18 protein-coding genes are annotated in these 21902 nt (G+C 61.5%); 10 read left to right on the forward strand and 8 right to left on the reverse strand.

Going from position 1 to position 21902, the window contains the following annotated elements:
• Nucleotides 1-41 precede the first annotated feature (41 nt).
• Nucleotides 42-1241, reverse strand: coding sequence for a hypothetical protein (locus HX613_RS03790; protein ID WP_235344149.1), 1200 nt, complete (start codon nucleotides 1239-1241; stop codon nucleotides 42-44).
• Between the two features lie 83 nt (nucleotides 1242-1324).
• Between HX613_RS03790 and HX613_RS03795 the strand changes: the two genes are divergently transcribed.
• Together HX613_RS03795 and HX613_RS03800 are read left to right on the forward strand one after the other, a co-directional pair.
• Nucleotides 1325-1468, forward strand: coding sequence for a GPGG-motif small membrane protein (locus HX613_RS03795; RefSeq protein WP_198395240.1), 144 nt, complete (start codon nucleotides 1325-1327; stop codon nucleotides 1466-1468).
• A 166-nt stretch (nucleotides 1469-1634) separates the two neighbouring features.
• Nucleotides 1635-2096, forward strand: coding sequence for a nuclear transport factor 2 family protein (locus tag HX613_RS03800; RefSeq protein ID WP_235344150.1), 462 nt, complete (start codon nucleotides 1635-1637; stop codon nucleotides 2094-2096).
• A 149-nt stretch (nucleotides 2097-2245) separates the two neighbouring features.
• Here the strand turns inward: HX613_RS03800 and HX613_RS03805 are convergent, their stop codons facing one another.
• Nucleotides 2246-2773: a Dps family protein gene (locus tag HX613_RS03805; protein ID WP_143921168.1), complete on the reverse strand. Its 528-nt coding sequence runs from the start codon at nucleotides 2771-2773 to the stop codon at nucleotides 2246-2248.
• A 125-nt stretch (nucleotides 2774-2898) separates the two neighbouring features.
• On the opposite strand from HX613_RS03805, the gene HX613_RS03810 reads away from it, so the two are divergent.
• Nucleotides 2899-4152, forward strand: a complete 1254-nt coding sequence (locus HX613_RS03810) for a phospholipase D-like domain-containing protein (RefSeq protein WP_235344151.1) — start codon at nucleotides 2899-2901, stop codon at nucleotides 4150-4152.
• A 24-nt stretch (nucleotides 4153-4176) separates the two neighbouring features.
• Here the strand turns inward: HX613_RS03810 and HX613_RS03815 are convergent, their stop codons facing one another.
• Entirely contained in the window at nucleotides 4177-5106 is a 930-nt protein-coding gene (locus HX613_RS03815; RefSeq protein WP_235344152.1) for a LysR family transcriptional regulator, read from the reverse strand.
• A gap of 222 nt (nucleotides 5107-5328) precedes the next feature.
• Between HX613_RS03815 and HX613_RS03820 the strand changes: the two genes are divergently transcribed.
• Genes HX613_RS03820 through HX613_RS03830 form a run of 3 tightly spaced genes read left to right on the forward strand, consistent with a single transcriptional unit; the run spans nucleotide 5329 to nucleotide 9574 of the window.
• Nucleotides 5329-6741, forward strand: coding sequence for an MFS transporter (locus tag HX613_RS03820; RefSeq protein ID WP_235344153.1), 1413 nt, complete (start codon nucleotides 5329-5331; stop codon nucleotides 6739-6741).
• Nucleotides 6738-8039, forward strand: a complete 1302-nt coding sequence (locus HX613_RS03825; protein ID WP_235344154.1) for an amidohydrolase — start codon at nucleotides 6738-6740, stop codon at nucleotides 8037-8039. The genes HX613_RS03820 and HX613_RS03825 overlap by 4 nt, the downstream gene beginning before the upstream one ends.
• Before the next feature lie 29 nt (nucleotides 8040-8068).
• A complete protein-coding gene (locus tag HX613_RS03830; protein ID WP_235344155.1) occupies nucleotides 8069-9574 on the forward strand; it encodes an acetyl-CoA hydrolase/transferase family protein in 1506 nt (501 codons plus the stop codon).
• A gap of 103 nt (nucleotides 9575-9677) precedes the next feature.
• Here HX613_RS03830 and HX613_RS03835 read toward each other — a convergent pair whose 3' ends face one another.
• From HX613_RS03835 to HX613_RS03845, 3 genes are all read right to left on the reverse strand, one after another.
• Nucleotides 9678-10973, reverse strand: coding sequence for an ArgE/DapE family deacylase (locus HX613_RS03835; protein WP_235344156.1), 1296 nt, complete (start codon nucleotides 10971-10973; stop codon nucleotides 9678-9680).
• A 141-nt stretch (nucleotides 10974-11114) separates the two neighbouring features.
• On the reverse strand, nucleotides 11115-12242 hold the full coding sequence (locus HX613_RS03840) for a helix-turn-helix domain-containing protein (RefSeq protein WP_235344157.1): 1128 nt from the start codon (nucleotides 12240-12242) through the stop codon (nucleotides 11115-11117).
• Nucleotides 12243-12354: 112 nt separating this feature from the next.
• A complete protein-coding gene (locus HX613_RS03845; RefSeq protein WP_235344158.1) occupies nucleotides 12355-13611 on the reverse strand; it encodes an SLC13 family permease in 1257 nt (418 codons plus the stop codon).
• Nucleotides 13612-13968: 357 nt separating this feature from the next.
• Here HX613_RS03845 and HX613_RS03850 point away from each other — a divergent pair, with 357 nt between their 5' ends.
• From HX613_RS03850 to HX613_RS03860, 3 genes are all read left to right on the forward strand, one after another.
• Nucleotides 13969-14436, forward strand: a complete 468-nt coding sequence (locus HX613_RS03850; protein WP_235344159.1) for a YybH family protein — start codon at nucleotides 13969-13971, stop codon at nucleotides 14434-14436.
• Entirely contained in the window at nucleotides 14433-15803 is a 1371-nt protein-coding gene (locus tag HX613_RS03855) for a purine-cytosine permease family protein (RefSeq protein ID WP_235344160.1), read from the forward strand. The genes HX613_RS03850 and HX613_RS03855 overlap by 4 nt, the downstream gene beginning before the upstream one ends.
• Before the next feature lie 253 nt (nucleotides 15804-16056).
• Nucleotides 16057-18408: an HNH endonuclease signature motif containing protein gene (locus HX613_RS03860; protein WP_235344161.1), complete on the forward strand. Its 2352-nt coding sequence runs from the start codon at nucleotides 16057-16059 to the stop codon at nucleotides 18406-18408.
• Between the two features lie 24 nt (nucleotides 18409-18432).
• Here the strand turns inward: HX613_RS03860 and HX613_RS03865 are convergent, their stop codons facing one another.
• Nucleotides 18433-19119: a response regulator transcription factor gene (locus HX613_RS03865; RefSeq protein WP_235344162.1), complete on the reverse strand. Its 687-nt coding sequence runs from the start codon at nucleotides 19117-19119 to the stop codon at nucleotides 18433-18435.
• A gap of 170 nt (nucleotides 19120-19289) precedes the next feature.
• Complete coding sequence (locus tag HX613_RS03870) at nucleotides 19290-20567, reverse strand: sensor histidine kinase (protein WP_235344163.1); 1278 nt, start codon at nucleotides 20565-20567, stop codon at nucleotides 19290-19292.
• A 372-nt stretch (nucleotides 20568-20939) separates the two neighbouring features.
• Between HX613_RS03870 and HX613_RS03875 the strand changes: the two genes are divergently transcribed.
• Entirely contained in the window at nucleotides 20940-21896 is a 957-nt protein-coding gene (locus HX613_RS03875) for a DUF4352 domain-containing protein (RefSeq protein ID WP_235344164.1), read from the forward strand.
• The last annotated feature ends 6 nt before the right edge of the window (nucleotides 21897-21902 follow it).

Genomic DNA, 21902 nt, shown 5'->3' on the forward strand with positions numbered 1-21902 from the left:
CGTGCAAATATGAAATCATCCTGTTGATCGGATCCACATGATCAATGAGAACCGAATAGGCAGCAAGGAGAGAGCGCATGAGTACAACTACCATTATCTGGATAGTCGTTGCGATCGTCGTTATTTTGATTGTCGTCGGCATCATCATCGCGGTCAGCCGTAAGGCCGCAGCTAAGAAGCGCGAACACCAGCGCAAGGAGGCCGCCCGGATCCGTCAGGAGACTGCTGAGTCCGAGCATGAAGTACATGCTCGGGAAGCGGACGCCGAACACCGCAAGGCCGAGGCCAAGAAGGCCGATGCCGACGCTGAGGTTCAGGCCGCAGAGGCTAAGCGCAAGCAGGCTGAAGCTGAGAAGCTCGACGCTGACGCCGCTGAACGCGATCGTCTTGCCCAGGAGAAGCGTCTCGAACAGGAACGCCAGCTTAAGCACGCCGATGAGCTCGATCCCGACGTCGACAAGCACGGCAACAAGAACGCCGGTGCCGGTGCAGCCGCTGGCGCCGGTGCCGCCGGTGCCGGTGCAGCCGCTGGTGCGGGTGCCGGTGCAGTGGCCGGTCATGACGGTGACGGACACGACCGTGACCATGACGACCGTCCGGTTGCCGATGAACGTCATGATGACGGTCGACCTGTTGCGGATGATCGCCACCACGATGGTCGCCCGGTTGCCGATGGCCGTCCGGTTGCGGACGATCGTCATGCCGGCCACGATCCTCGTGCTGCTGATCAGCGTCCCGTCGATGACGGTCGCCCCGTTGCCGATGAGCAAAACGCGGGTCACGACCCACGGGTCGCTGATCAGGGTCAGGCACCACCGGCTCAGCAGCCTCCGGTCGCCAACGATCCTCGCTTCGCTGATCAGGGTCAGGCACCACAGGAGCAGCAGCCACAGCCACAGGGCCAGCAGCCACAGGCCCAGCAGCCTCCGGTTGCCCACGACCCTCGGGTCGCTGACCAGCGTCAGGCGCCCGCCGGACAGGATCCGCGCTTTGCCGACAACGGTGCAGGCCGCGAGCCCGGTGATCGCCTCGGCGATCGACCTGTCGACGATGGTCGCCCAGTGGCGGATGACAACCAGCCGGTCGAGGACGATTACCGTATGGGCGGCAACCGTCCAGCTGCGGATGGTAGTGCTCCTCGGCCCGAGGGCGATCCGCGTGCCGCTGAGGACGATCCTCGTATCTACGATCCTCGGCCCACTGAGCAGAGGACCTTCGAGGACCCGGACACCCCGCGGCACTGAGAGAGCCTCAGACTCCCATTAGGTTCATAAGCCTGTGGGTGCAACACCAAGTGTTCAACAGTTAGGGAAGGGACAAGACTATGGCTACCATTCTCTGGATCATCGCAGCACTGCTCGTCATTTCGGGCATCTTCGCGATATTCCGCAAACAGATCCTCTGGGGAGTCATCCTCATCGTGGTCGGTTGCCTCGTCGGTCCGGGTGGAGTGAGCATCTTCACCTGACCTGCTGAGACACCACTGCGGCGCCCAACCCACTCCAGGGTAGGGGCGCCGCAGTGCGTTGTCGGCAAACGTGTCACAGAGTCATCCGCAACGTCCAGCGCCGGGCCAGGTGCGGGGCTACAGTAGCTGGTGACTCCAGACGTCATTGACTCAGAGAGGAACCGTCATGTCCCAGGCTCGCCCGCCTGTCCCGCCTTTCACCGCCGACACCGCCGCACAGAAGGTGCAGAGTGCCGAGGATGCGTGGAATACGCGCGACCCGCAGAAGGTCTCGCTGGCGTACACACCGGATTCGGTGTGGCGCAATCGCGATCAGTTCCTCTCCGGTCGCGCGGAGATCGTCGACTTCCTCACCAAAAAGTGGGAACGCGAACTCGACTACGCCCTGCGCAAGAGTCTGTGGTCGTTCAGCGATGATCGGATTGCCGTGCGCTTTCAGTACGAATGGCATGACGCGACCGGCCAGTGGTGGCGCAGCTACGGCAACGAACTGTGGGAATTCACCGGTGATGGTCTCATGTCCCGTCGCGAGGCAAGCATCAACGATGTCACCATCGCCGAGGCGGATCGGCGGATATTCGGTGCCCGTCCAATCGGGGACCGCGGCCAGGACATCGACCTCCGCTGACGGAGAGCCACCTCGGCGGCGGTGCTGGATTTGTACGGACCGTGCGCAGTGCTGAGGACAGAGAAAAACCACCGGTGATCATGTCTGCCTGCGACGTGATCACCGGTGGTTGTCAGTTTGCGGACCGTCACGGGTGACGGTCCGTCATGTCAGTTCGACGGGGAGCGGGTCTCCGCGCTGAGGAACCATGCCTGCTGCTCCAGCTGTGAGATGAACTCATGGAAGATGTCTGCCGTGGTCGGGTCGGCCTCATCGACTTCGTCGTGGACCTTGCGCATGGTCGCGACCGTGGCTTCGACGGCGCGCACGCTGAGGTCGATGGCGTCATGAGTCGTGATCTCTCCGGCCGGGAATTCCGGCAGCGATGACTGCTCGGCAACAACGCTGGGGCGACCGTCGGCGGTGGCATGCAGGGCTCTCATCCGCTCGGCAATGCTGTCAGAACCCGTGCGGGCAATGTCCACAACCTCATCGAGGTTGAGGTGCAGGTCGCGGAAGTTTGGGCCCACGATGTTCCAATGAGCCTGCTTGGCGACCAGCTGCAGGGCGATGAAGTCGACGAGGACGGACTGCATATTCTTGGCCAGAGCGGGGGAGGCTGTGAAGCCATGTTCCGCGTTCTCGGCCTTTGTGGTCTTCGTTCCGGCTGGCTGGGGTACCTTGACTGATTGAGCCATGATTCGTTCCTCCTAGAACAGTGCAACGACGTGCCGTATCCGGGCACCTGGTGCCGACGATAGCCCTCATTCTTGGGTATGAGGTTAACGTTGCCCAGAATCGGGAGCAGTTAGACTCAACCGTTATGGGATCTACTCCACGCAACCTACGTCAGGGAATACAACGTCTCCGCACCATCGCACCCTGGGCTGCTGCCGGGCTCGCCTGCGCCGTTCCCCTCACCATTGGTGCATCGATGGCCATCGACCTGGTGCAGAAGCGTGGTCGCAAACAGCGCAAGGCGCCACGGCCGGGGACGTTCCACACCCGCGTCGAGGACTCCGATCTGAGCATCTACACAGACGGATCGACGCTCTACGATGACATGCTGGATGAGATCGGGTCCGCGACGGAGTCGATTCAGATGGAGACCTTCATCTGGAAGAACGACGAGGTGGGCCAGAAGTTCATCGACGCCTTCAACGCAGCAGCCGAGCGCGGCGTCGACATCCACCTGATCTACGACGGCTTCGCCAACTTGACCATTCCCCGGTCCTTCTACGACCAGCTCGACGAATCGATCAAGGTTCTGCGGCTGCCGGTGGCCAGGAAGCTCTGGAAGGGGCCGGTGCGTCAAACCGGGTTCAACCACTCCAAGATCCTCGTCATCGACGACGACGTCGCCTTCGTCGGCGGCTTCAATATCGGTTCGCTCTACGCTCGTCACTGGAGGGACACCCACCTCAAAGCGGCCGGACCCGGCACCTGGGGGCTGCGCCAGTCCATCGCGCAGGTGTGGAACGAATTCCATGACTCCGATGAGCAGATCGAATGGGTCGCACCGACCGCATGGGAGTCGAAGCTTCGGGTCTCAGCCAACCTGCCGATCCAGCTCGTCTACCCGATCCGCGCGATGTACATCAACGCCTTCGAACGCGCGCAGGACCGGATCTGGCTGACGACACCGTACTTCATCCCCGATCAGCAGCTCCTCAAGGCACTGATCGACGCGGCCGGCCGCGGAGTCGATGTGCGGGTCATGGTGCCCCGGGAATCCAACCACATCCTCGGCGACTATCTCTCACGAGGATTCTTCGAAGAGATGCTGCGCACCGAGGTCACAGTTCTGCTCTACGACGCGGCCATGATCCACTCGAAGATCGCCACAGTTGACGGGAAATGGTCGACGATCGGCACCGCGAACATCGACCGTCTCTCACTGTCATTCAACTATGAGACCAATGTCGAAGTCATCGATCCCGACTTTGCCGCCGAGGTGGAGAAGACCTTCCTCAGCGACGCCGAGCACAGCAGCGTCCTTGGCCGTGACTGGTTGGACCGTCACCCGGTGGCCCACGTCGTCGAAGCTGCGCTGCGGCCAATGCGCCCGTTCCTGTGAGTGTCTGACCACCGCGCAGAGTTCCTAGCCGAGGTCTCTGCCGAGCTGGGTCATGACTTTCTGTGTCTCCGAAGACAGGAGTTCGAGGGCGAAGCGAATCGTCGGTCGGCTCTCGGCTCCTGCACGAGTGACCGCGGCGATATGGCGCGTGGGTGCGTGTTCACCGGAAAGAGGGATGCGCCTAACGGGATGGAGATCCTGAGACCGGGAGAGGCGAGAGGCGACGCAGACGCCGAATCCGTCGTGAACGAGGGCAGTGCCGGTGTTCCAGTCGTTGGCGTAATGGCCGATTCGGGGAGTGAATCCGGCACTGGCGCAGTTGGCTACCACCAGCTGATGGTAGGTCGTGCCCGGTCGGCCGAGTATCCACGTCTCTTCCTTGGCGTCGGCGATCGTGACCGATGCATGATTTGCCAGGTGATGGTCGAGAGGGACCATGAGATCGAGAGGATCATCGGCGAGGAACTTCTGTGTGAAGCGATCATCGGCTCCCGTCGGCGTCTCGGTCGTCACGGCTACGATACCCAGATCGACTTCTCCTGAGAGCAGTAGGTCGTAGCACTCGCTTGGTTCGGCTTCGATGGTCTGCGTGGCGAGGTGTGGGAACTCTGCAGTGAGAGCACGCATGGTTTGTGGCAGCAGGATGCTCGCCGCGGTGGAGAACGCGCAGAGAGTGATTGATCCGGTGACGGTCGTAACATAGGCGTCGATGTCCGCCAGAGCCCGCTCCCATTCGGCAGCCATGACGTCGAAGTGCCCGAGCAATGAGTGTGCCGCAGGCGTCAGCCGAATGTTGCGACCGCGCTGCTCGAGGAGAGTGACGCCCAATTCCGTTGCCAGCTGTTTGATCTGGTGGGAGACAGTCGAAGGCGAGTAACGCAATGCTTCAGCGGCGGCGGTGACCGTGCCGTGCCTGGCGATCATGCTCAACATCATGAGGCGATTGTCAATCATTCGATTCCCTCGAACGGTATCCTGTTCTTTCTTACGATAGACAACACTACTTCATGCACCGCACCCTGGTCTTAGGGCGCCACCAGAGCCTGAACGAATGTGCTGAACCCATTGATGCACACGCGCTCAGGGTCCGTTTCGATCTTGGCGTTCCAATGACACCTGAGGGCAGCTCTGCTCTTTGCTGCTCGATAGGCACCACGTTCAGAAGGAGGTTTCTGCTTGCCCGAATACGCTCGCATCAGAGGGTCGAGGCGACAATTGTGGATCGGTGCCGCCGTGCTTTTCGCATTGTCTGCCGCCGCTAACCTCGCCAGCCCGCTGTATCCTCACTTCAAATTCGCCTACGCCATGACGGATTGGACGATGACCGCGCTGTATGCGACCTACGTCATCAGCTGTCTGCCCGCCCTGCTCCTGTTCGGTTCAGCCGCCGATGCCTTTGGTCGCAAACCGGTGCTGCTCGCAGCAATCGGAAGTGTCAGCGTCGGCACCGCCCTGTTCACTGTCGACACGATCGGGGTGAGCGGACTCTTCGCCGGACGTGTGCTCACCGGTGTCGGTTTGGGACTGGGAACGGGCGCCGGCATCGCACTCATGGTCGAAGCTTCACCCGCCCGCCGCGCATGGCTCGGGTCGACCGCAGCCACCATGTCCTTCGTGCTCGGTACAGGAGCGGGACCTATCATCGCCGGCGTCGTATCTGAGATGACCGCCGGGCCCACGTCGGGAACCACGTCACTGGTGGCACCTTTCTGGGTGATGCTCGCTCTCCTCATCGTCACCGGTCTGCTCGTGATCACCCTGCGTTTCCACAGCCCCATGACCCGGCAGCGCTGGCGGCCGACCTGGCCGTCGGTGCCGGGACCGATGCGCTCTAGCTTCTACATAGCTGCTGTCACCGGGCTGCTCGGCTGGGCATTGCTCGGGCTCTTCCTCGCTCTGCTGCCCTCGATGACCGAGACGACCCTGCCCGAATCGAGCACGCTGACCTCGGGACTCATCGTCGGCACCGTGCTCGTCATCTCCGCTGCTAGTCAGCTCCTGGCTCCGAAACTCCAGCCACGGGCCGCGCAGACCATCGGCCTGACACTCTTGGGGCTCGGAGCTGCCTTGCTGCTCAGTTCCAACCTGCCGAGTCTGGGTGCCGCCACGGCACTTGTCCTCATGACAACCGCTGCCGTCGCCACAGGTACCGGGCACGGATTGAGCTATTGGGGAGCAAACCGGGAGATCGACATGCTCACCCCGTCGCGTCACCGCGCTGGAATCACTGCTGCCCTCTATCTCGCGTTCTACACGGGAGCGGGCCTGCCTGCGATCGTCGTGGGTGCGATCGCCATCGGCACCTCACTCATCGACGCGATTATGATCTTCACCCTGGTGCTGCTCCTGGCTGTCATTGTCTTCATCCCGGTGCCCAGCCTGGCACTGACGACAGTGCGCAGGTCCCGCGCCGAGGCGGCTGCGGCGCGGGAGGCCGATCGACATTCTGGTCATACCCCTGGGGTGACGGCCCCGCAGGATGAACCGGCAGCTCATCTCACCGAGGAGCCGTCAGCACCGTTCTCATTTGAGGAGGACTACCATTCGAACGGAGGAGTTTCAGCCACCGATCCAAGGACCCCACTATGACGTTGACACCGGAACTGACGACCCAACTGAGAGCTTGGCGACGAGACTTCCACAAGTATGCGGAACCGGGTTGGACGGAGTTCCGGACCACCTCGGCGATCATCGCTGTGTTGCGTGACTTGGGATGGGACACGGTGTACGGTCCCGAACTCCACGACGCTGATTCTCGGCTGGGGGTGCCCGACGCCGAGGTGCTCGCAGGTGAACGCGATCGGGCGGTGTCGCAGGGCGCGGACCCGGAGCTCGTCGAGGCGATGGGTGACGGATTCACCGGTGTCCTCGGCTTGTTGGAGACCGGACGGCCCGGGCCCGTCGTGTGCTTCCGCTTCGACATCGACTCCAACGATCTGGTGGAACTGGCAGATGAGACCCATCGGCCCTTCGCCGAAGGATTCGCCTCGGTCAACGAGGGTGCCATGCACGGGTGCGGTCACGACGGCCATGCCGCCATCGGATTGGGTTTGGCCACTTTGCTGACCCAGCGTCGTGACGAACTGACCGGGACAGTGAAGATCATCTTCCAACCCGCCGAGGAGGGGGTGCGTGGTGCTCATTCGATCGTGGCCGCCGGCTGGTTCGACGATGTGGACCTGTTCGTCGCCACCCACCTGAAATCCGATGATGAGAAGGGCGACGTGCTCACCGGGTCCGATGGGTACCTGGCGAGCACGAAGCTCGACGTGACCTTCACCGGCGTCGGATCACACGCCGGGGGAGACCCCGAGAAAGGCAAGAACGCGCTTCTCGCGGCCGCCTCGGCGACGTTGAGCCTGCATGCGATACCCCGGCACTCCGAGGGCGCCAGTCGCATCAACGTCGGCACCTTCCATGCTGGTGAGGGCCGCAATGTCGTGCCCAGGGCAGCGACGCTCAGGGTCGAAACGCGCGGCGAGTCGAGCGAGATCAACGAATTCATGTTCGAGCGGGCGCAGGACGTCATTGCTGGTGCTGCGAGGATGTACGACGTCGACTTCGAGTCGAGTGTAGTCGGCAAGGCGGACCAGGAATCACCGAGTCCGGAGCTCTTGCCCTATATCCGGACCTGTTTCGAGGGTGTCGACGGAGTCGCCGAGATCAGCGACACCGGTGGACTGGGCGGATCCGAGGACGCGACGGCGATGATGAAGCGAGTCAAGGAACGCGGCGGCCTGGCGACCTACGTCCAGATCGGCATGGACACCTCCTGGGGCCACCACACCGAACGCTTCGACGTCGACGAGGACATGCTCGCCGTCGGCGTGGAGGCCGAGGCGAAGATTGCGATTGGGGCGGGGGAGTTCCTGGCCGGGCTGAAGTGATACAAAAAGCGTCCGATAAACTCATGTGAATGTCGAGAATTACGTGCCCCGACCTGAGTTCGAAGGTCGTCACCGCAGAGGCAGCGGCTGTTCACATAGGTCACGGCGACTGCGTCGCCATGAGTGGATTCACCGGTTCGGGATACCCGAAGTCGGTGCCCGGTGCCATTGCAGCGCAGGCTCGCACTGAGCACGATGCCGGTCGTGACTTCGGCATCGAGCTGTGGACCGGCGCCTCGACCGCACCCGAACTTGACGGAGTCCTCGCCGAGGCGGGCGCCGTGAGCAAACGACTGCCCTTCCAGTCCGACCCGGCAATGCGGAAGTCGATCAACGCCGGCGACACCGAATACGTCGACACACACCTCAGCCACTCGGCGCAGCAGGCGTGGTTCGGCTTCTACGGAAACCTCGACGTCGCCGTCGTCGAAGTCGCAGCGATCCTGCCCAACGGTCTGCTGGTCCCCGGCAGCTCGGTGGGCAACTCGAAGACATGGCTCGACCTGGCCGACAAGGTCATTCTCGAGGTCAACTCCTGGCACCCGCGCGCCTACGAAGGATTCCACGACGTCTACTACGGCACCCGCCGCCCGCCCGAGCGCCTACCCATTCAGCTCCTCGAGCCCATGCAGCGCATCGGCGACCCATACCTGCGCGTGGACCCATCCAAGGTCGTTGCCGTCGTTGAGACGAACGCACCCGATCGGAACCTGCCGTTCAAACCCGCCGACGAAGATTCGAAGGCCATCGCCTCCCACCTCGTGGACTTCCTGCGCCACGAGATCAAGGCCGACAGGCTGCCTGCAGAGCTGCTGCCGCTGCAATCGGGCGTCGGCAACGTCGCAAACGCCGTCATGGGCAACCTTGCTGACAGCGAATTCGAAGGACTGAGCGCCTACACCGAGGTCATCCAAGACGGGATGCTCGATCTCATCGACAACGGCAAGCTCGCCTCCGTCTCGGCCACAGCCTTCTCGCTTTCGGCCGAGCGCGCCGCCGACTTCAACGAGAACATCGAGTCCTACAAGGGACGCATCCTCCTGCGCACCCAGGAGATGTCGAACCATCCGGAAGCCATCCGCCGCCTCGGCGTCATTGCGATCAACGGGATGGTCGAAGCCGACATCTACGGCAATGTGAACTCCACCCACGTGATGGGTTCGTCCATCATCAACGGCATCGGCGGGTCCGGCGACTTCGCTCGCAATGCCTACCTCAACTTCTTCGTGTCGAACTCCTTGGCAAAAGACGGAGCGATCTCCTCGATCGTGCCCTTCGCCAGCCACATCGACCACACGGAACACGACACCCAGATCCTCGTCACCGAGCAGGGACTGGCCGATCTGCGCGGACTCTCCCCGGTGGCACGAGCACGCACAATCATCGCCAACTGCGCGCACCCGAGCTACCGGGACCGCCTCGGCGACTATCTGGACCGGGCCATCGCAGAGAGCCCGAACGGACGCCACACTCCGCACCTGCTGGGTGAGGCCCTATCGTGGCACGGGAACTTCCAGACAAACGGGAGCATGTGAAGCTCGTCGGTGCGGTCTCCTGAATCGACCAGTGCGGTCTCCTGAATCAAGGTGCCGGACTATTCGCCGATGCCGCGTCACCTATTCGTCGATCCCACGACACCTATTCGTCGATGCCGCACCACTCGGCGATGAAGAGCGCCATGGATTTCGTGCACCTGCGCACCGATTCGATGCTCACACGCTCGTCGAATCCGTGGATGTTCTCCGAGACGGGACCATAGACCAGGGTCGGCATCTGTCCGTAGTTGACGAAGACTCGACCGTCGAGATAACCGGGAGTGGTGAAGCTGGTGAGCTCGGCGTCGAAGGCCTCCCGGTGGGTGCGTTCGAGCAGCTCTTCGGCATCACTGCCGGGCTCGAGGACGTAGCCGTCGGCGTAGAAGCCGTTCGGAGTCAGGACCGTTTCAAACGTCGGGCGAGCTGAGGAGCCGCCGTCCGCTGACCGTCCGGCTCCGGCATCGGTCACGCATTTCTCGACTTCGGCCCAGGCCTCATCGGCGTTGGTTCCGGGGTAGGTGGCGACGCGGACCTGGAGTTCGCACCAGGCAGGCACGCTCGAGGGCCAGTCGCCGCCGCGGATCTCACCGAAGTTGAAATTGATCGGGTGATCGAGGTCCTCGAAATACGGGTGCTCACCCTTCCTGTCATTCCATGCCTGTTCGAGAACGCGCAGAGCCTGCATCACGTCGAACGCGGCATCGATGGCGTTGAAGCCATTGGCCATCTCGCGTGGATGAGTGGGGTTGCCGCTGACTCGGACCGTGAACCACAGAACCCCCACATTGGCTCTGACCAGGGCATCTTCCTCGGGCTCTGAGATGATGACCGCGTCTGCGGTGTATCCGCGCAGCAGGGCGGCCAAGGACCCGTTTCCGGTGCATTCCTCCTCGACGACGGACTGGAGGTGCACACGGCCGGTGAGGTCGAAACCGGCCTGACGGATAGCGTCGAATGCGAACAGATTGGCGATCAGACCTGCCTTCATGTCACCGGCACCGCGGCCGTACATCCACCCGTCGACCACCTCGGCGTCCCAGGGTGAGCGCGACCATCTGTCCTCCGGACCCTGCGGCACGACATCGATGTGGCCGTTGAGGATCAGGGATTTCCCGCTGTCCTGGGCGGGCTGGTAGGTACCGACGATATTGGTCATCCCCGTGTAGTCGACGGTGGAGGGACCGAAGCCGGGGTGGGCCTCCAGCTCGGGGGAATCGATGATCCATCGGTCGACGTCGAGGCCGAGGTTCTGCAGACGGGACTCGATGAGATCCTGTGCGGGCTCCTCATGCTCACGTCTGGACGGCGAATTCACCAGCTCGGCGGTCGCGGCCAACTGTTGGTCGAATTGGGCGTCGACTGCCGCGAGGATCCGTTGTTGTGCGTCGTTGGTGATCATTGGCTCTCCTTCGAGTGCAACTCGTTGAGGTGTGGGGTGCTGATTCGAGACTAGGGGAGCGCGGATAGATGGTCATTGGATGAATGTCTCGGCTTTGAGCACCGTGGTGTGCATGTGAACCTCTGGCCCGGACAGCGTCGGTCAGTACCGTTGCGTGTCCTGCGTCAGGATCAGTGCGATCGCCGCATCACGGGGAATGGTCACGTCCAAACCGGTGATGTCGTGGAAGGACTGCAGACGTTTGAACACGGTGTTCCTGTGGACATAGAGCGAGTCCGCCGCCTCCTGAACCGAGCCGTTCTCCAGGTAGGCGGCGACGGTTGTGGCCAGACGCTTCAACTTCTCAGTGGGCTTTTCGCCCACCGAGCTGGCAAAGTCACCGAGCAGTTCATGCTCGAAGCCTCTGATGATGGTCTCCATCGCGGTGCGGGCGATGGCGGCGAATCCTTCCTTCAAAGTGACTGCAGAGCGACCAGGATGAAGCTCGCCGAGGTGTTTGGCCAGTGCCGCTGCCCGTGACACCTGCCCCAAACCGTCGACCTTCGAGATGTATCCGCCTGCGAGTTCGGGCAGTTCGTCGACCAGGCTGATCAGCTTGCGCCGATGACGGAACACATAGGTCATCCGTTCGTCTTCGTACGAATGTGCCTCAAGGGTCGAGAAGCTCTGCTCCAGATCATCGGTGATGAATTTGGTGGGAATTGCAATGAGTTCGAATTCACCGTCGTCTCTCATGCCGAGAACCGTGGCGATGGCACTGACGTCGTCATCGTCGGCGTGACCGGAGAACAATTTTGTCAGGGCGCGTTCGCGGGCGGTTCTGCGCGAACGCGCCATTTCCCCCGTCTCGTTGAGAAAGGACCGCTGCACTTCCGTCGCATAACGTTCCACAACGTCGAGGACGCGTTCCCCGTAGTCCATGAGCACGCCGGTGAGATCTGGCTGCGCGGCCCGATGAAGTGCTCGCCACAGCACCCGAAAGTTGATGCGCACAGCCTCAGTGAACTGATCGACTCGCAGGCCCTGTCTGGCACGTCGTCGTCCCAAAGCATCTGGAAGGGACGATTCGTCGGCCATATGTTCAGCGGTGGAGAGCCGCCGGAGGAAGAGGTCGAAGACCTGTTCAGCGGTTCCGGTGAGATCGGAGACAGGAACGCGATCGTGGGCGTAGCCCTCAAGCTGCGCAAGTTCGGCGATGAAGTCGTTGAGAAGCTGCGGGGTGTCCTGTCGCACTCGCTCGAGGAGTTCGTGCCAAAACGGATCGTTCATACTGCATTGTTGCACCGAGGGACTCAAGCCTGGTGAGTTGAGAGACCTGGGCGAGACGAACGGACGCCGGGCCAGGGCTTTCACATGGTCAGCAGCCTCGACAGGTCAGCACTCACCTCGTGAGAATCGTCGGCACCGCTGCGACTACCCAGGCCAATCCAGGACCGATGAGGCACATGAGGCCGGCATAGCCGATCATCTGCTTGTAGTAGCGATCGCGGATCGTAGAGTGCACATTGGCCAACAGCATCGCACCATTGGTCGAGAACGGACTGATGTCGACGATGGTTGCCGCGATCGCCAGCGCGGCGACGAAGCCGCCCACATGCACGTCACCTGATTCGAGGAACGGCACGGCCAGGGCGATGACGACGCCGATGATCGCCAAAGATGACGCCAGTGCAGAGATGAGGCCCGACATGTAGAAGAGCAGCAGGGCAGCCAGCAGCGGGATGCCGATGGCCGAGATCCCGGCCGAGACCCATTCGACGGTGCCCGCGGCCTGGAGCACGGCGATGTAGGTGAGGACTCCGGTGATGAGAATGACGACCGACCATGACACCTTGGTCATCGCAGCCTTACCCGCTGCCGGATTGATGAAGGTGAGGACGACGGCGATTGTGATCGTCACGATCCCGACGTCCCAGCTGAAGATCAGCACGGACAGAGCCATCGCGATGAGTCCGATCAGGGTCGGCACCTGACTCCGAGTCAATCTGATGGTGCCGGGACTCTCGGTTTCGGCGGACAGGGCGTCGTCCGCCTCGGCGCGCAATCCAGGTCGCCGATGAAGGACGAAGTAGACGACGAGAGCGAAGACCAGGTTGAAGATCAGCGGCGCCAAGAATAGGGACAACGGTGTCGGAGTCAGACCGTTCTTGGCCAGGTAGTCGTTGATGAAGATGCCGTAGACGCTGATGGGGGAGAAAGCCCCGGCCAGTGCACCGTGGACGACGAGGAGGCCGACCATGAACTGGTTGATCCGATGTTTACGTGCGAACGACAACGCCAGCGGCGCGATGATGGCCACGGCGAAGAGCGCACCCAAAGAGATGAGGATCGCGGTGAGGGCGAAGAAGATCCACGGCATGAGCGCTGTCCGACCGCCGACGAGCTTGACGCACCAATTGACGATGACTTCGATGACGCCGTTGTTCTGGGCGAAGCCGAACAGATAGGTCAGTCCCACAAGGGTGAGGAACAGGTCGACGGGGAAGCCGGCGAGGAACTCCTCTGGGGCCTGGTGGAGGACGAGTCCGCCGACTCCTGCCGCTGCGACGAAGCCCAGCAGGCCCATGTTGATGTCACGCCAAGTGCCGATGACGAACATCAGGCCGAGGACGATCACGCAGATCAGTTCCGCACTCATGGAAGCAGTGTCTCCTTCATCTTCACTCTGACGATCATCGACGCACGGTTGCGGCGGGAGCTGCGGATGCAGCCTCACGTCACATGCTCCTCAACCTAAGCGAAATCTCAATTGCTGACAGCGCTATCTCGCAATGCAGGCAGCGGCTTGGGCGTGGAGTGTGCCGCTGCGGGTGGTCGGTGGTGCAGTCCGCAGTGGATGGTCAACTCGAAAATCACTCCACTGCGTACAGTGTGCTGGGTCACCAAATCACTAGAGTTTTACTCGGCCCATCAGCTCTGCCTGCGGCTGGCTGCGAGAACCTGCGAGAACCCGCGAGAACCCGCGACCGGCCGCGAGAACCTGCAAGAGAGAAAGTTGACGATCGTCATGCCCAGCGATGTGAATGAACCCAGCCACGCCGAGGTGCTTCGCGCCGCCGACGCCATCGTCGCCGCCTTTGCGACGACCGATGCGAAGGCCTACTTCGCAGCCTTTGCCCCCGACGCCACATTCATCTTCCACCCCGAGAACAACCGCTTGGACTCACGTGCGGAGTACGAAAAGACCTGGAACTCATGGATAGCCGACGGATGGTCAGTCGCCGACTGCGTCTCCTCGGACAGGCTCGTGCAGACGTTCCCGGGCGGAGCGGTCTTCTCTCACACCGTCGATACGACGGTGACGACGAGGGAAGGCACGGAATCGTATCGGGAACGTGAGAGCATCATCTTCCGCCACCTCGGCGACGGAAAACTCCTGGCGATCCACGAACACCTGTCGACTGTCCCCGACGCTGCGTCCGCTGATGCAGAGCCTAAGGTCGCCGAGGTGGTCGCCCAGTGAACTGGTACCGCAGCCTCGAATCGCGCTTGGAATCCGGAAGCGACGACTCCGGAGTCGTCCGCGGGCACTTGGGCACCAGGCGAATGTTCATGATCTGGTTGGCCGCCAACCTCGTCGTGACAACTATGCTCACCGGCACACTCTTCGTCCCGGGCATCGACTACGTCACCGCCGTCATCGTCATCATCGCAGGCACGATCATCGGCACAATCGTGCTCACTCTGATCGGGAATATCGGCACCCGCACCGGCCTGGCCACCATGGCGATCACCAGGGGAGCATTCGGACCCAAGGGCAGCTATCTGCCTGTCGCAGCCAACGTCGTCATCCTCATGGGCTGGAGCTGGGTTCAAGCCATGCTCGCCGGCATCAGCGTCAACTTCGTCGTCGCGCAGACGACCGGATTCTCTAACCCGATCCTCTTCTCCGTTCTGTGCCAGGCCCTGGTCGTCGGGCTTGCCATCCTCGGGCATGAGGGCATTGAGAAGGCCGAACCTTGGTTCGCGCTCCTCATTCTGTTGGTCATGGCCTATGTCTTCGTCATCGCCTTCAGCGGGCACTCACCGAGCGAATACACTGCGATTCAGGCCGATCCCAGTCTGGAATTCACCCCGGTGCTCGCTCTCGACATCGTCATCTCGACCGCGATCTCGTGGACTGTGCTCTCTGGTGACCTCAACCGCCTGGCCAAGAGTCAGAAGTCAGGGATCATCGGTTCGGGCCTCGGCTATATCGCTTCCACGGTGCTTGCTATGGTCCTCGGTCTCACCGCCTTCAGCTACATCCTCCTCGACGGCGCAGACGCGGCTCCCTTCGACCCGACTGCGCTGGCCGCGGAATTCGGGTGGGCGTTGGCGATCGTCATCTTCCTGTCCGTGATGGCGACGAACACGATGGTTGTCTATGGGATGGTCAATTCGGTCGTCGGCGCGCAGAGGCGGACGAAGCTGAAGTTCCTGCCCGTGGCATTGGTGCTCGGGATCGTCTCGATTCTCGGATCGACCTGGTTGGCCCTGCTCGACCAGTACACCGACTTCCTCACAATGATCGGGGCCTTCTTCGTTCCCGTGTTCGCGATCCTCATCGTCGATTACTACATCATTAAGCGCCGGACCTATACGAGAGACATCTTGAGTGACGCCGGAGGTATCTACTCCTACACGCGTGGTGTCAATTGGGCCGCAGTCGCCGTGTGGATAGTCGGCGCCATTGTGTCCTACCTGCTCACCTATGCATTCCCGAGTCCGATGGGCGCGACGATCCCGTCGTTCCTCGCCTCATTCCTTCTGTATCTGGGCCTGTCATGGCGTTCACGACAGCAGTTCGCCGAGGTTGCCAGTAGTCATCTGTCCAAGTCCAGTGAGTGAGTGGGTCGGGCCGACAGTGCCGAACGACAGTTCTCGTGTCAGTGCCGTCTGAAATCTCGTGTCAGTGCCCTCTGAGAGCATTAATCAACAAAACGACCAGGAAAACTCCAATGCATCGGAGAAGAAGCAGAAATAATCCTAGATTATATCTATACAATTAACATTCGAATAATATAGAATGTGACTATCAGTTAACTTCTTCAGTGCTCTACTCACTCTTCCCGACATAGATGTACGAGGCAGGTGATACACGATGAAAAGCACAGCCGAAACGCATGACGGGCAACGCAGCGAACGAAGCAAGAACCCCGACTCTGCTGGCAAAGGCGCCGGCACGAGTGCAGATGAAAGTGCGTCGTCACGTTACAGCGTTCGCTACGAATCGAGCGTCACCAATCTCGGCAGTGCATCTGCTGAATACGACCGGGCGCAGCTGAAGGTATTCGAACTCAGCGCGGGAGTCATCCTTGAGCAGGTCATCCAGCACCACGGAGCCGACGTTCCCGAAGGGGACGACCCGTACACGTTCGCCACGATTGCCGGCTCAGTCGATCGATGCCCAGAGCCCTCAGAAGAGGAACGAGTCAGAGAAGCCAACCTACGTATGACCGTCAGCGATTTGGCTTGGAACTCGCGACCGCCGGAAGAATTCGACCTCGACGAACCCTGCACCGAGCTCGTACTCGTTGTCGACACCCCGACGACAGTGATGGTCTACGATGCCGAATTTGCGCAGAACGTTCGAACGCCCAAGGTTGAACCCGAGCCAGAAGCTCCTGAACCTCCGGACTTCCCTGGTTTCGAGCCCGACACCGACTTCTCGCGGTGGATCCACGACAACGTGTTCACCGAGGACCTCGTTGAGATCTCGGCAATCTTCGGAACCTCGACGCCGCGTACCTACCGTCGCCTGACTGCGGCGATGACGCTGATCCACGGTCTCCCACGATTCGCCGACCGAGTCCGAGGCGGCGAGTTCACGCAGGCTCATGTTGATGCCGCTGCCGACCTTTGCCAAACGGTTGCCATGCGATTCCTGCCCCGACTGGACGAATATCTCTCTGTCAGGAGAGCAGACGTGACGAGCGAGTACTTCCGAACCGCACTGCGGAAGAAGATCCAGCTCCTCGAGCCTGCGGAAGACCGGGCAGAAACAGCCGCCCGTCGACGTAGGGTCGATGTCGACACATTCAAGGATGGAACAGCATGCATGACTCTGACAGGGCCAGCGGCTGAGGTCCATGCCAGCTTTCAGCGCATCCAAGCCATGGCGAGAGCGATTCATACGGGACAGGCCAACACCTTCAACCTGGCACCCGGTATTGAGGTGATCGATGAGCGCACCATCAGCAATCTCATGTTTGACATTGCGACCCGGCCACAGCCGAAGCTGAGCATCAGGGTCAAACGAATCGATCCGGTGACGGGAATCCTAGGCACCACAGAATCCTCGCTTCTTGATGACAGGGGAAACCCACTGTTTGATTTCGATGACCAGGGAGTCAGTGGGCTGACCGATTGTGCGAAAGGTGCCGCAGGGTCGTCTCCAATGGGCACGGCCTTTTCCCAAGCTTCGCCAACGCAAGAAGAGATCACAGAATATGACGTAACGGTTGGCATGCCCACCGACCAGTGGTGGATTGCGAACCAGGCCGCCGTCGTGGTCACGGTCCCGTACCTGACGTTGACCGGCGAATCAGACCTTCCGGGAACACTCGCTGACGGTTCGCCGGTGCCAGCAGAGACAGCGCGACGCATCGGTGCCCGTTCGAAAACGCTGACGAGAATACTGACGGATCCGGCGACAGGCACACCCATCGACGCGAAGGCCACCACCTACAGAATTCCGAACGATGTTCGGAGAACGCTCATCGCAAAATGGGCGATCTGCACAGTACCGGGGTGCAGTCGAAGGGCGGAGAAGTCGGAGATCGACCACGTCACTCCATTCGACCATGACCATCCTGACCAGGGCGGACTCACTCGCTTCAGCAATCTGCACTGTCTCTGCAAAAAGCACCACGCGGTGAAGACTGCCCGAAACTACTCAGTGCGGATGCCGGAATCTGGTCTGGTCGAATACGAATTCTCCCATGGTGTGACAGCCACTGTCGCGGCTCCCGACCAGCCCGTCGACGCAGCTCAAGCCATCGAGTTCTACGCACTGACTGGTATCAGTGCCAGAAAGTGGCGTTTTCCGAAAGACAAGGTTCCTCCACCGCCGTACGTCCTTGAACTCATGCCCGGTGAGACGGCGATTCGAGAACGCGACGAAGCGAGGCAACGCGAACAAGCAATTGCCGACCATCAGCGACACCTGCAGGAGAGCTATGACCTGGCGAAAGCCAAGCGTCGACAATTGATGATCGATCGGATGTCGGACTGGCAGAATGCGGTATTCCAACGCTGCCTGCCACCGGGGACGAACCCTGTGACAATGAAACGTCTGCCGCGAGGTCGCCGCAGGAACCAGGCGTACTACAGAGCGAGGAAGACAGCCGATCACCGTACTTCCAAGGTCGAGTACGTGCGCATCAAGAAGGCTTGGCAAGAGGCACGCGTGCAATGGGAACACGATCTCGCGAAGGATCCGCCGCCATTCTGAGCAGGCTGGAAACGACGAGACCGTTCAGATGATGCCGGAACCCGCGGTCAAACCGGACCGCTCGACGAGGACAGCGATACGGACCCGGTTACTGGCATCGAGTTTGACGTTCACCCGGTTGAGATGAGTCTTCACGGTGGCCTCGCTGGAGTAAGTCGCCTCGGCGATCTCACGATTCGACAACCCCCGTGCGACGAGGACAGCGATCTCGCGTTCCTTCGCTGTCAGGGTGGAGATGAGCGCGGCGGCATCGCGTTTGGTCCGATGATTCTGTTTCGCTGTGATCGCTCTGATGATCCGCAGCGTCGCCTGCGGTGCCAAAATCGACTCACCGGCATGGACCTTCCTGATGGCCTCAGCAATCTCCGCAGGACCGATGTCCTTGAGGAGGAAGCCACTGGCACCTGCTTCGAGAGCGCCGAAGAGATAATCATCGGAATCGAAGCTGGTGAGAGCAATGACTTTGGGCGGCCGCACACTGTTGGTCAACCGCGCAGTTGCTTCGATGCCACCGATTCCGGGCATCCGCACATCCATGAGCACGATGTCAGGGAAATGAAGTGAAGCCTGCTCCAGTGCACCTTCGCCATTGAGAGCAGTTGCAACCGTGTCAATGCCCTCGGCGACCTGAAGTATGGCCTTGAGCCCAGTCAGCACCATCGGGTCATCGTCGACGAGGAGGACGCGGATACTGGGAGAAGTCTGAGCCATGAAAACAGACTACAGGAGGCCCAGGACACGACAGCGGCGAAGCCGTGCGGGCACAGCATCGGGAGGGGAACGGCGCCACAGAAGAGCGCCGTGACGCAGGTGATGAGCGTCCCAGAGGTTGGTCAGCCCTGAGACTGGTCAGCCCTAAGGTCGGTCAGGGCTGAGCCTGGTCAGTGTTGAGACCGGCGTTCGAACGGCGGGAAGGATGCGTCGACGACGAACAGCCCCTCACGCGGTCCGATGCTGACCATGCCCGAGAGCAGGTGCGTTCTTTCACGAATTCCCTCGAGCCCGGCTCCCGAACCGCTCGTCGATAAGTCCGACTCCGGATCTTCGTTCGTCCTGGTCGTCGGCAGCGCGTTCGATACGACGATGTGCGCTCCCTGGTCTGCCGAAACGCTCAGGCTCAGATCCACAGGTGCACCGGGGGAGTGCTTCAACGCGTTCGTCAGCGACTCCTGCACGATGCGATAAACCGCTCGGTCAAGCACCGTGGGCGCACTCTCAACGTCTTGCATGATGATTGACGGACGAATCTGCGTGCCGGTCGCCTGAACCGAGGCGATGAGCTGCGGGATGGAGTCCATGGAGGGCAGGCTCGGCGGAGTCGACGTCGGTCCCAGTCGGCTCTGTTCGCCGAAGGTTCCTTCACGCACACCGCCGACGAGGTGGCGCAGATCGTCTAATGATGCACGTGCCTCTCGGCGCAGGGCAGAGGCGACGGTCGCCACCTCGGCGTCATCCTGAGTTCCGACTTCCAGCGCCCCGGAGTGCAGGGAGATGACGGACAACCGGTGGGAGAGGGTGTCGTGGAGCTCGCGGGCCAGGAGATTGCGCTCGGACTGGCGAGCTAGTTCCGTAGACAGCGATTCGCTGCGTTCGGTTTCACGCTGGGCTATCGTCTCGACGGTCTTCATTCTGCGAGTCCGACGCAGCAGCAGTCCGAACCCGATGCTCACCCCAAGTCCGACGACGCCGGCGATGATCGTCATCAGATTCATCGCCAGCAGAGAGTCCGCAGGTGGGGCAGAAGCTTCGACGTCGGTGATCACCGCAGGATCACCCACGATCATGAGGCCGAATGGGTTGAGAGCAGGAGGCAGGAGACAGTGACGGATCACTCCGGCGATGACGAGCACCGACCCGATGACGGCGGTGACGACCATCCGCACCCGAGGTCCGCGGATGACGATATGGAACAGGCCGATGAGGAGCAGGAGCCCATCGCCCCAACCCGCGGCGAGGAGAGCCCCGGCGATGAACGGCACGAGGGGCCAACGACGACGGACGAAGACGCTGAGCCAAACGAGACTCAGCAGCAGGACCACGACGATTCCCGTGTTCGTGAGTTCACCGTTGCTGCCGAAGGCCCACGGGTTCGCCTGCAGCGCCATCGCCGAAATGACTGAGCCCGTCACATAGGCGATGACGCCCACAAGGATGCTCACCGCCAGTTGGGCTCCGTGCCGGAGACACCGTTTACGTTCCGAGTGCGAGGCAGCACCCGGATGTGGCGTCGCAGAGGCAGCAGGCATCGGTGGCTGGGCCGGCCTCGGTGGGACGGAGGAGCCATGATGCGGCGGCGGGAACGGATGAACTGTCACAACAGGAATCGTAACCGCACGGGCTGACACCGGACGTCAACCATCAGGCTGGCGTCGCCTGGCCGATCGATGATCGAGGTCGAGCCGAACGGTTGATGTCCAATCTTCGCCGAGGCGGAATGCTGAAGGAGTATCAACGCGAACCTCGCTATTTCATTTGCGCCAGCTGCTTCGAACCGCCTTCCAGCGGAGCGCGGTGCTCATCATCAAAGGAGCATGATGTCCACTCACAATGACCCACACACGCAGCCCGGTGCTCAGCCGCAAGCACAGCCCGGTGCTCAGCCTCAGCCGCACCCTGGAGCCCAGCCTCAGCCTGGTGTCAATGCGCAAGGTTCCACCTACCGCGTGCCTGGTCCGCAGATGGCCGGCTCGCCGATGGCTGACCCGCAGGCGTCCGGTTACCCGGGTGCTGGACATCCGAGCGCCGGCCCCGCAGGAGCCAGCGGATACGGTGGCCCCGGTGGGTATGATTCAGGTGCGTTTGGCCAGGGCGCCTATGGACCCGGTGGTTACGGCCCCGGTGCCTATGGTCCAGGCAGCTCAGGACAGAGACCGCCGAAGCGGAGGAAGCCGCTGCTCAAACGCTGGTGGTTCTGGATTGTTCTCATCTTGGTCGTCGTCATCATCGGAAGTGCCATCTCCGGCGGGGGAGACGATTCGGCAGAGAATACCGAATCCTCTGCTGCCGTCGCCGAGGACGAGGCGGCAAGCGGTGACAAGGCGAAGGAAGAGCCTGCCGCGGACAAGGCGGCCGAAGAAGACGCTGCTGCCAGCTACGGCATCGGCGATGTGGTGGCCGCCGATGACTGGGAAGTCACCGTCAACTCGGTCAAGGACGGCGTCTCCTCAGTCGGCGACGAGTACCTGGGCGCAGAGGCCCAGGGCCAGTTCGTCACCGTCAACCTGTCCGTGAAGAACACGGCTTCGGCGCCGGACTTCTTCTGGGAGGACAACATCAAGCTCGGCGACGAAGCTGGGAACACCTATTCCGCGGACTCGGAAGCCGGACTCTATGCCGACGCTGATTCCATTCTCTTCGCCGAGGAGATCAACCCGGGCAACACGGCTAAGGGCGTTCTCGTCTTCGACGTCCCCGCCGATGTCTCACCGGACAAGCTCACCTTCGAAGGTGGACTCTTCGCTGATCCGATCGAGATCTCACTGGGCTGAGCGACA

Source organism: Brevibacterium sp. UCMA 11754 (assembly GCF_021532275.1).
Lineage (GTDB): Bacteria > Actinomycetota > Actinomycetes > Actinomycetales > Brevibacteriaceae > Brevibacterium.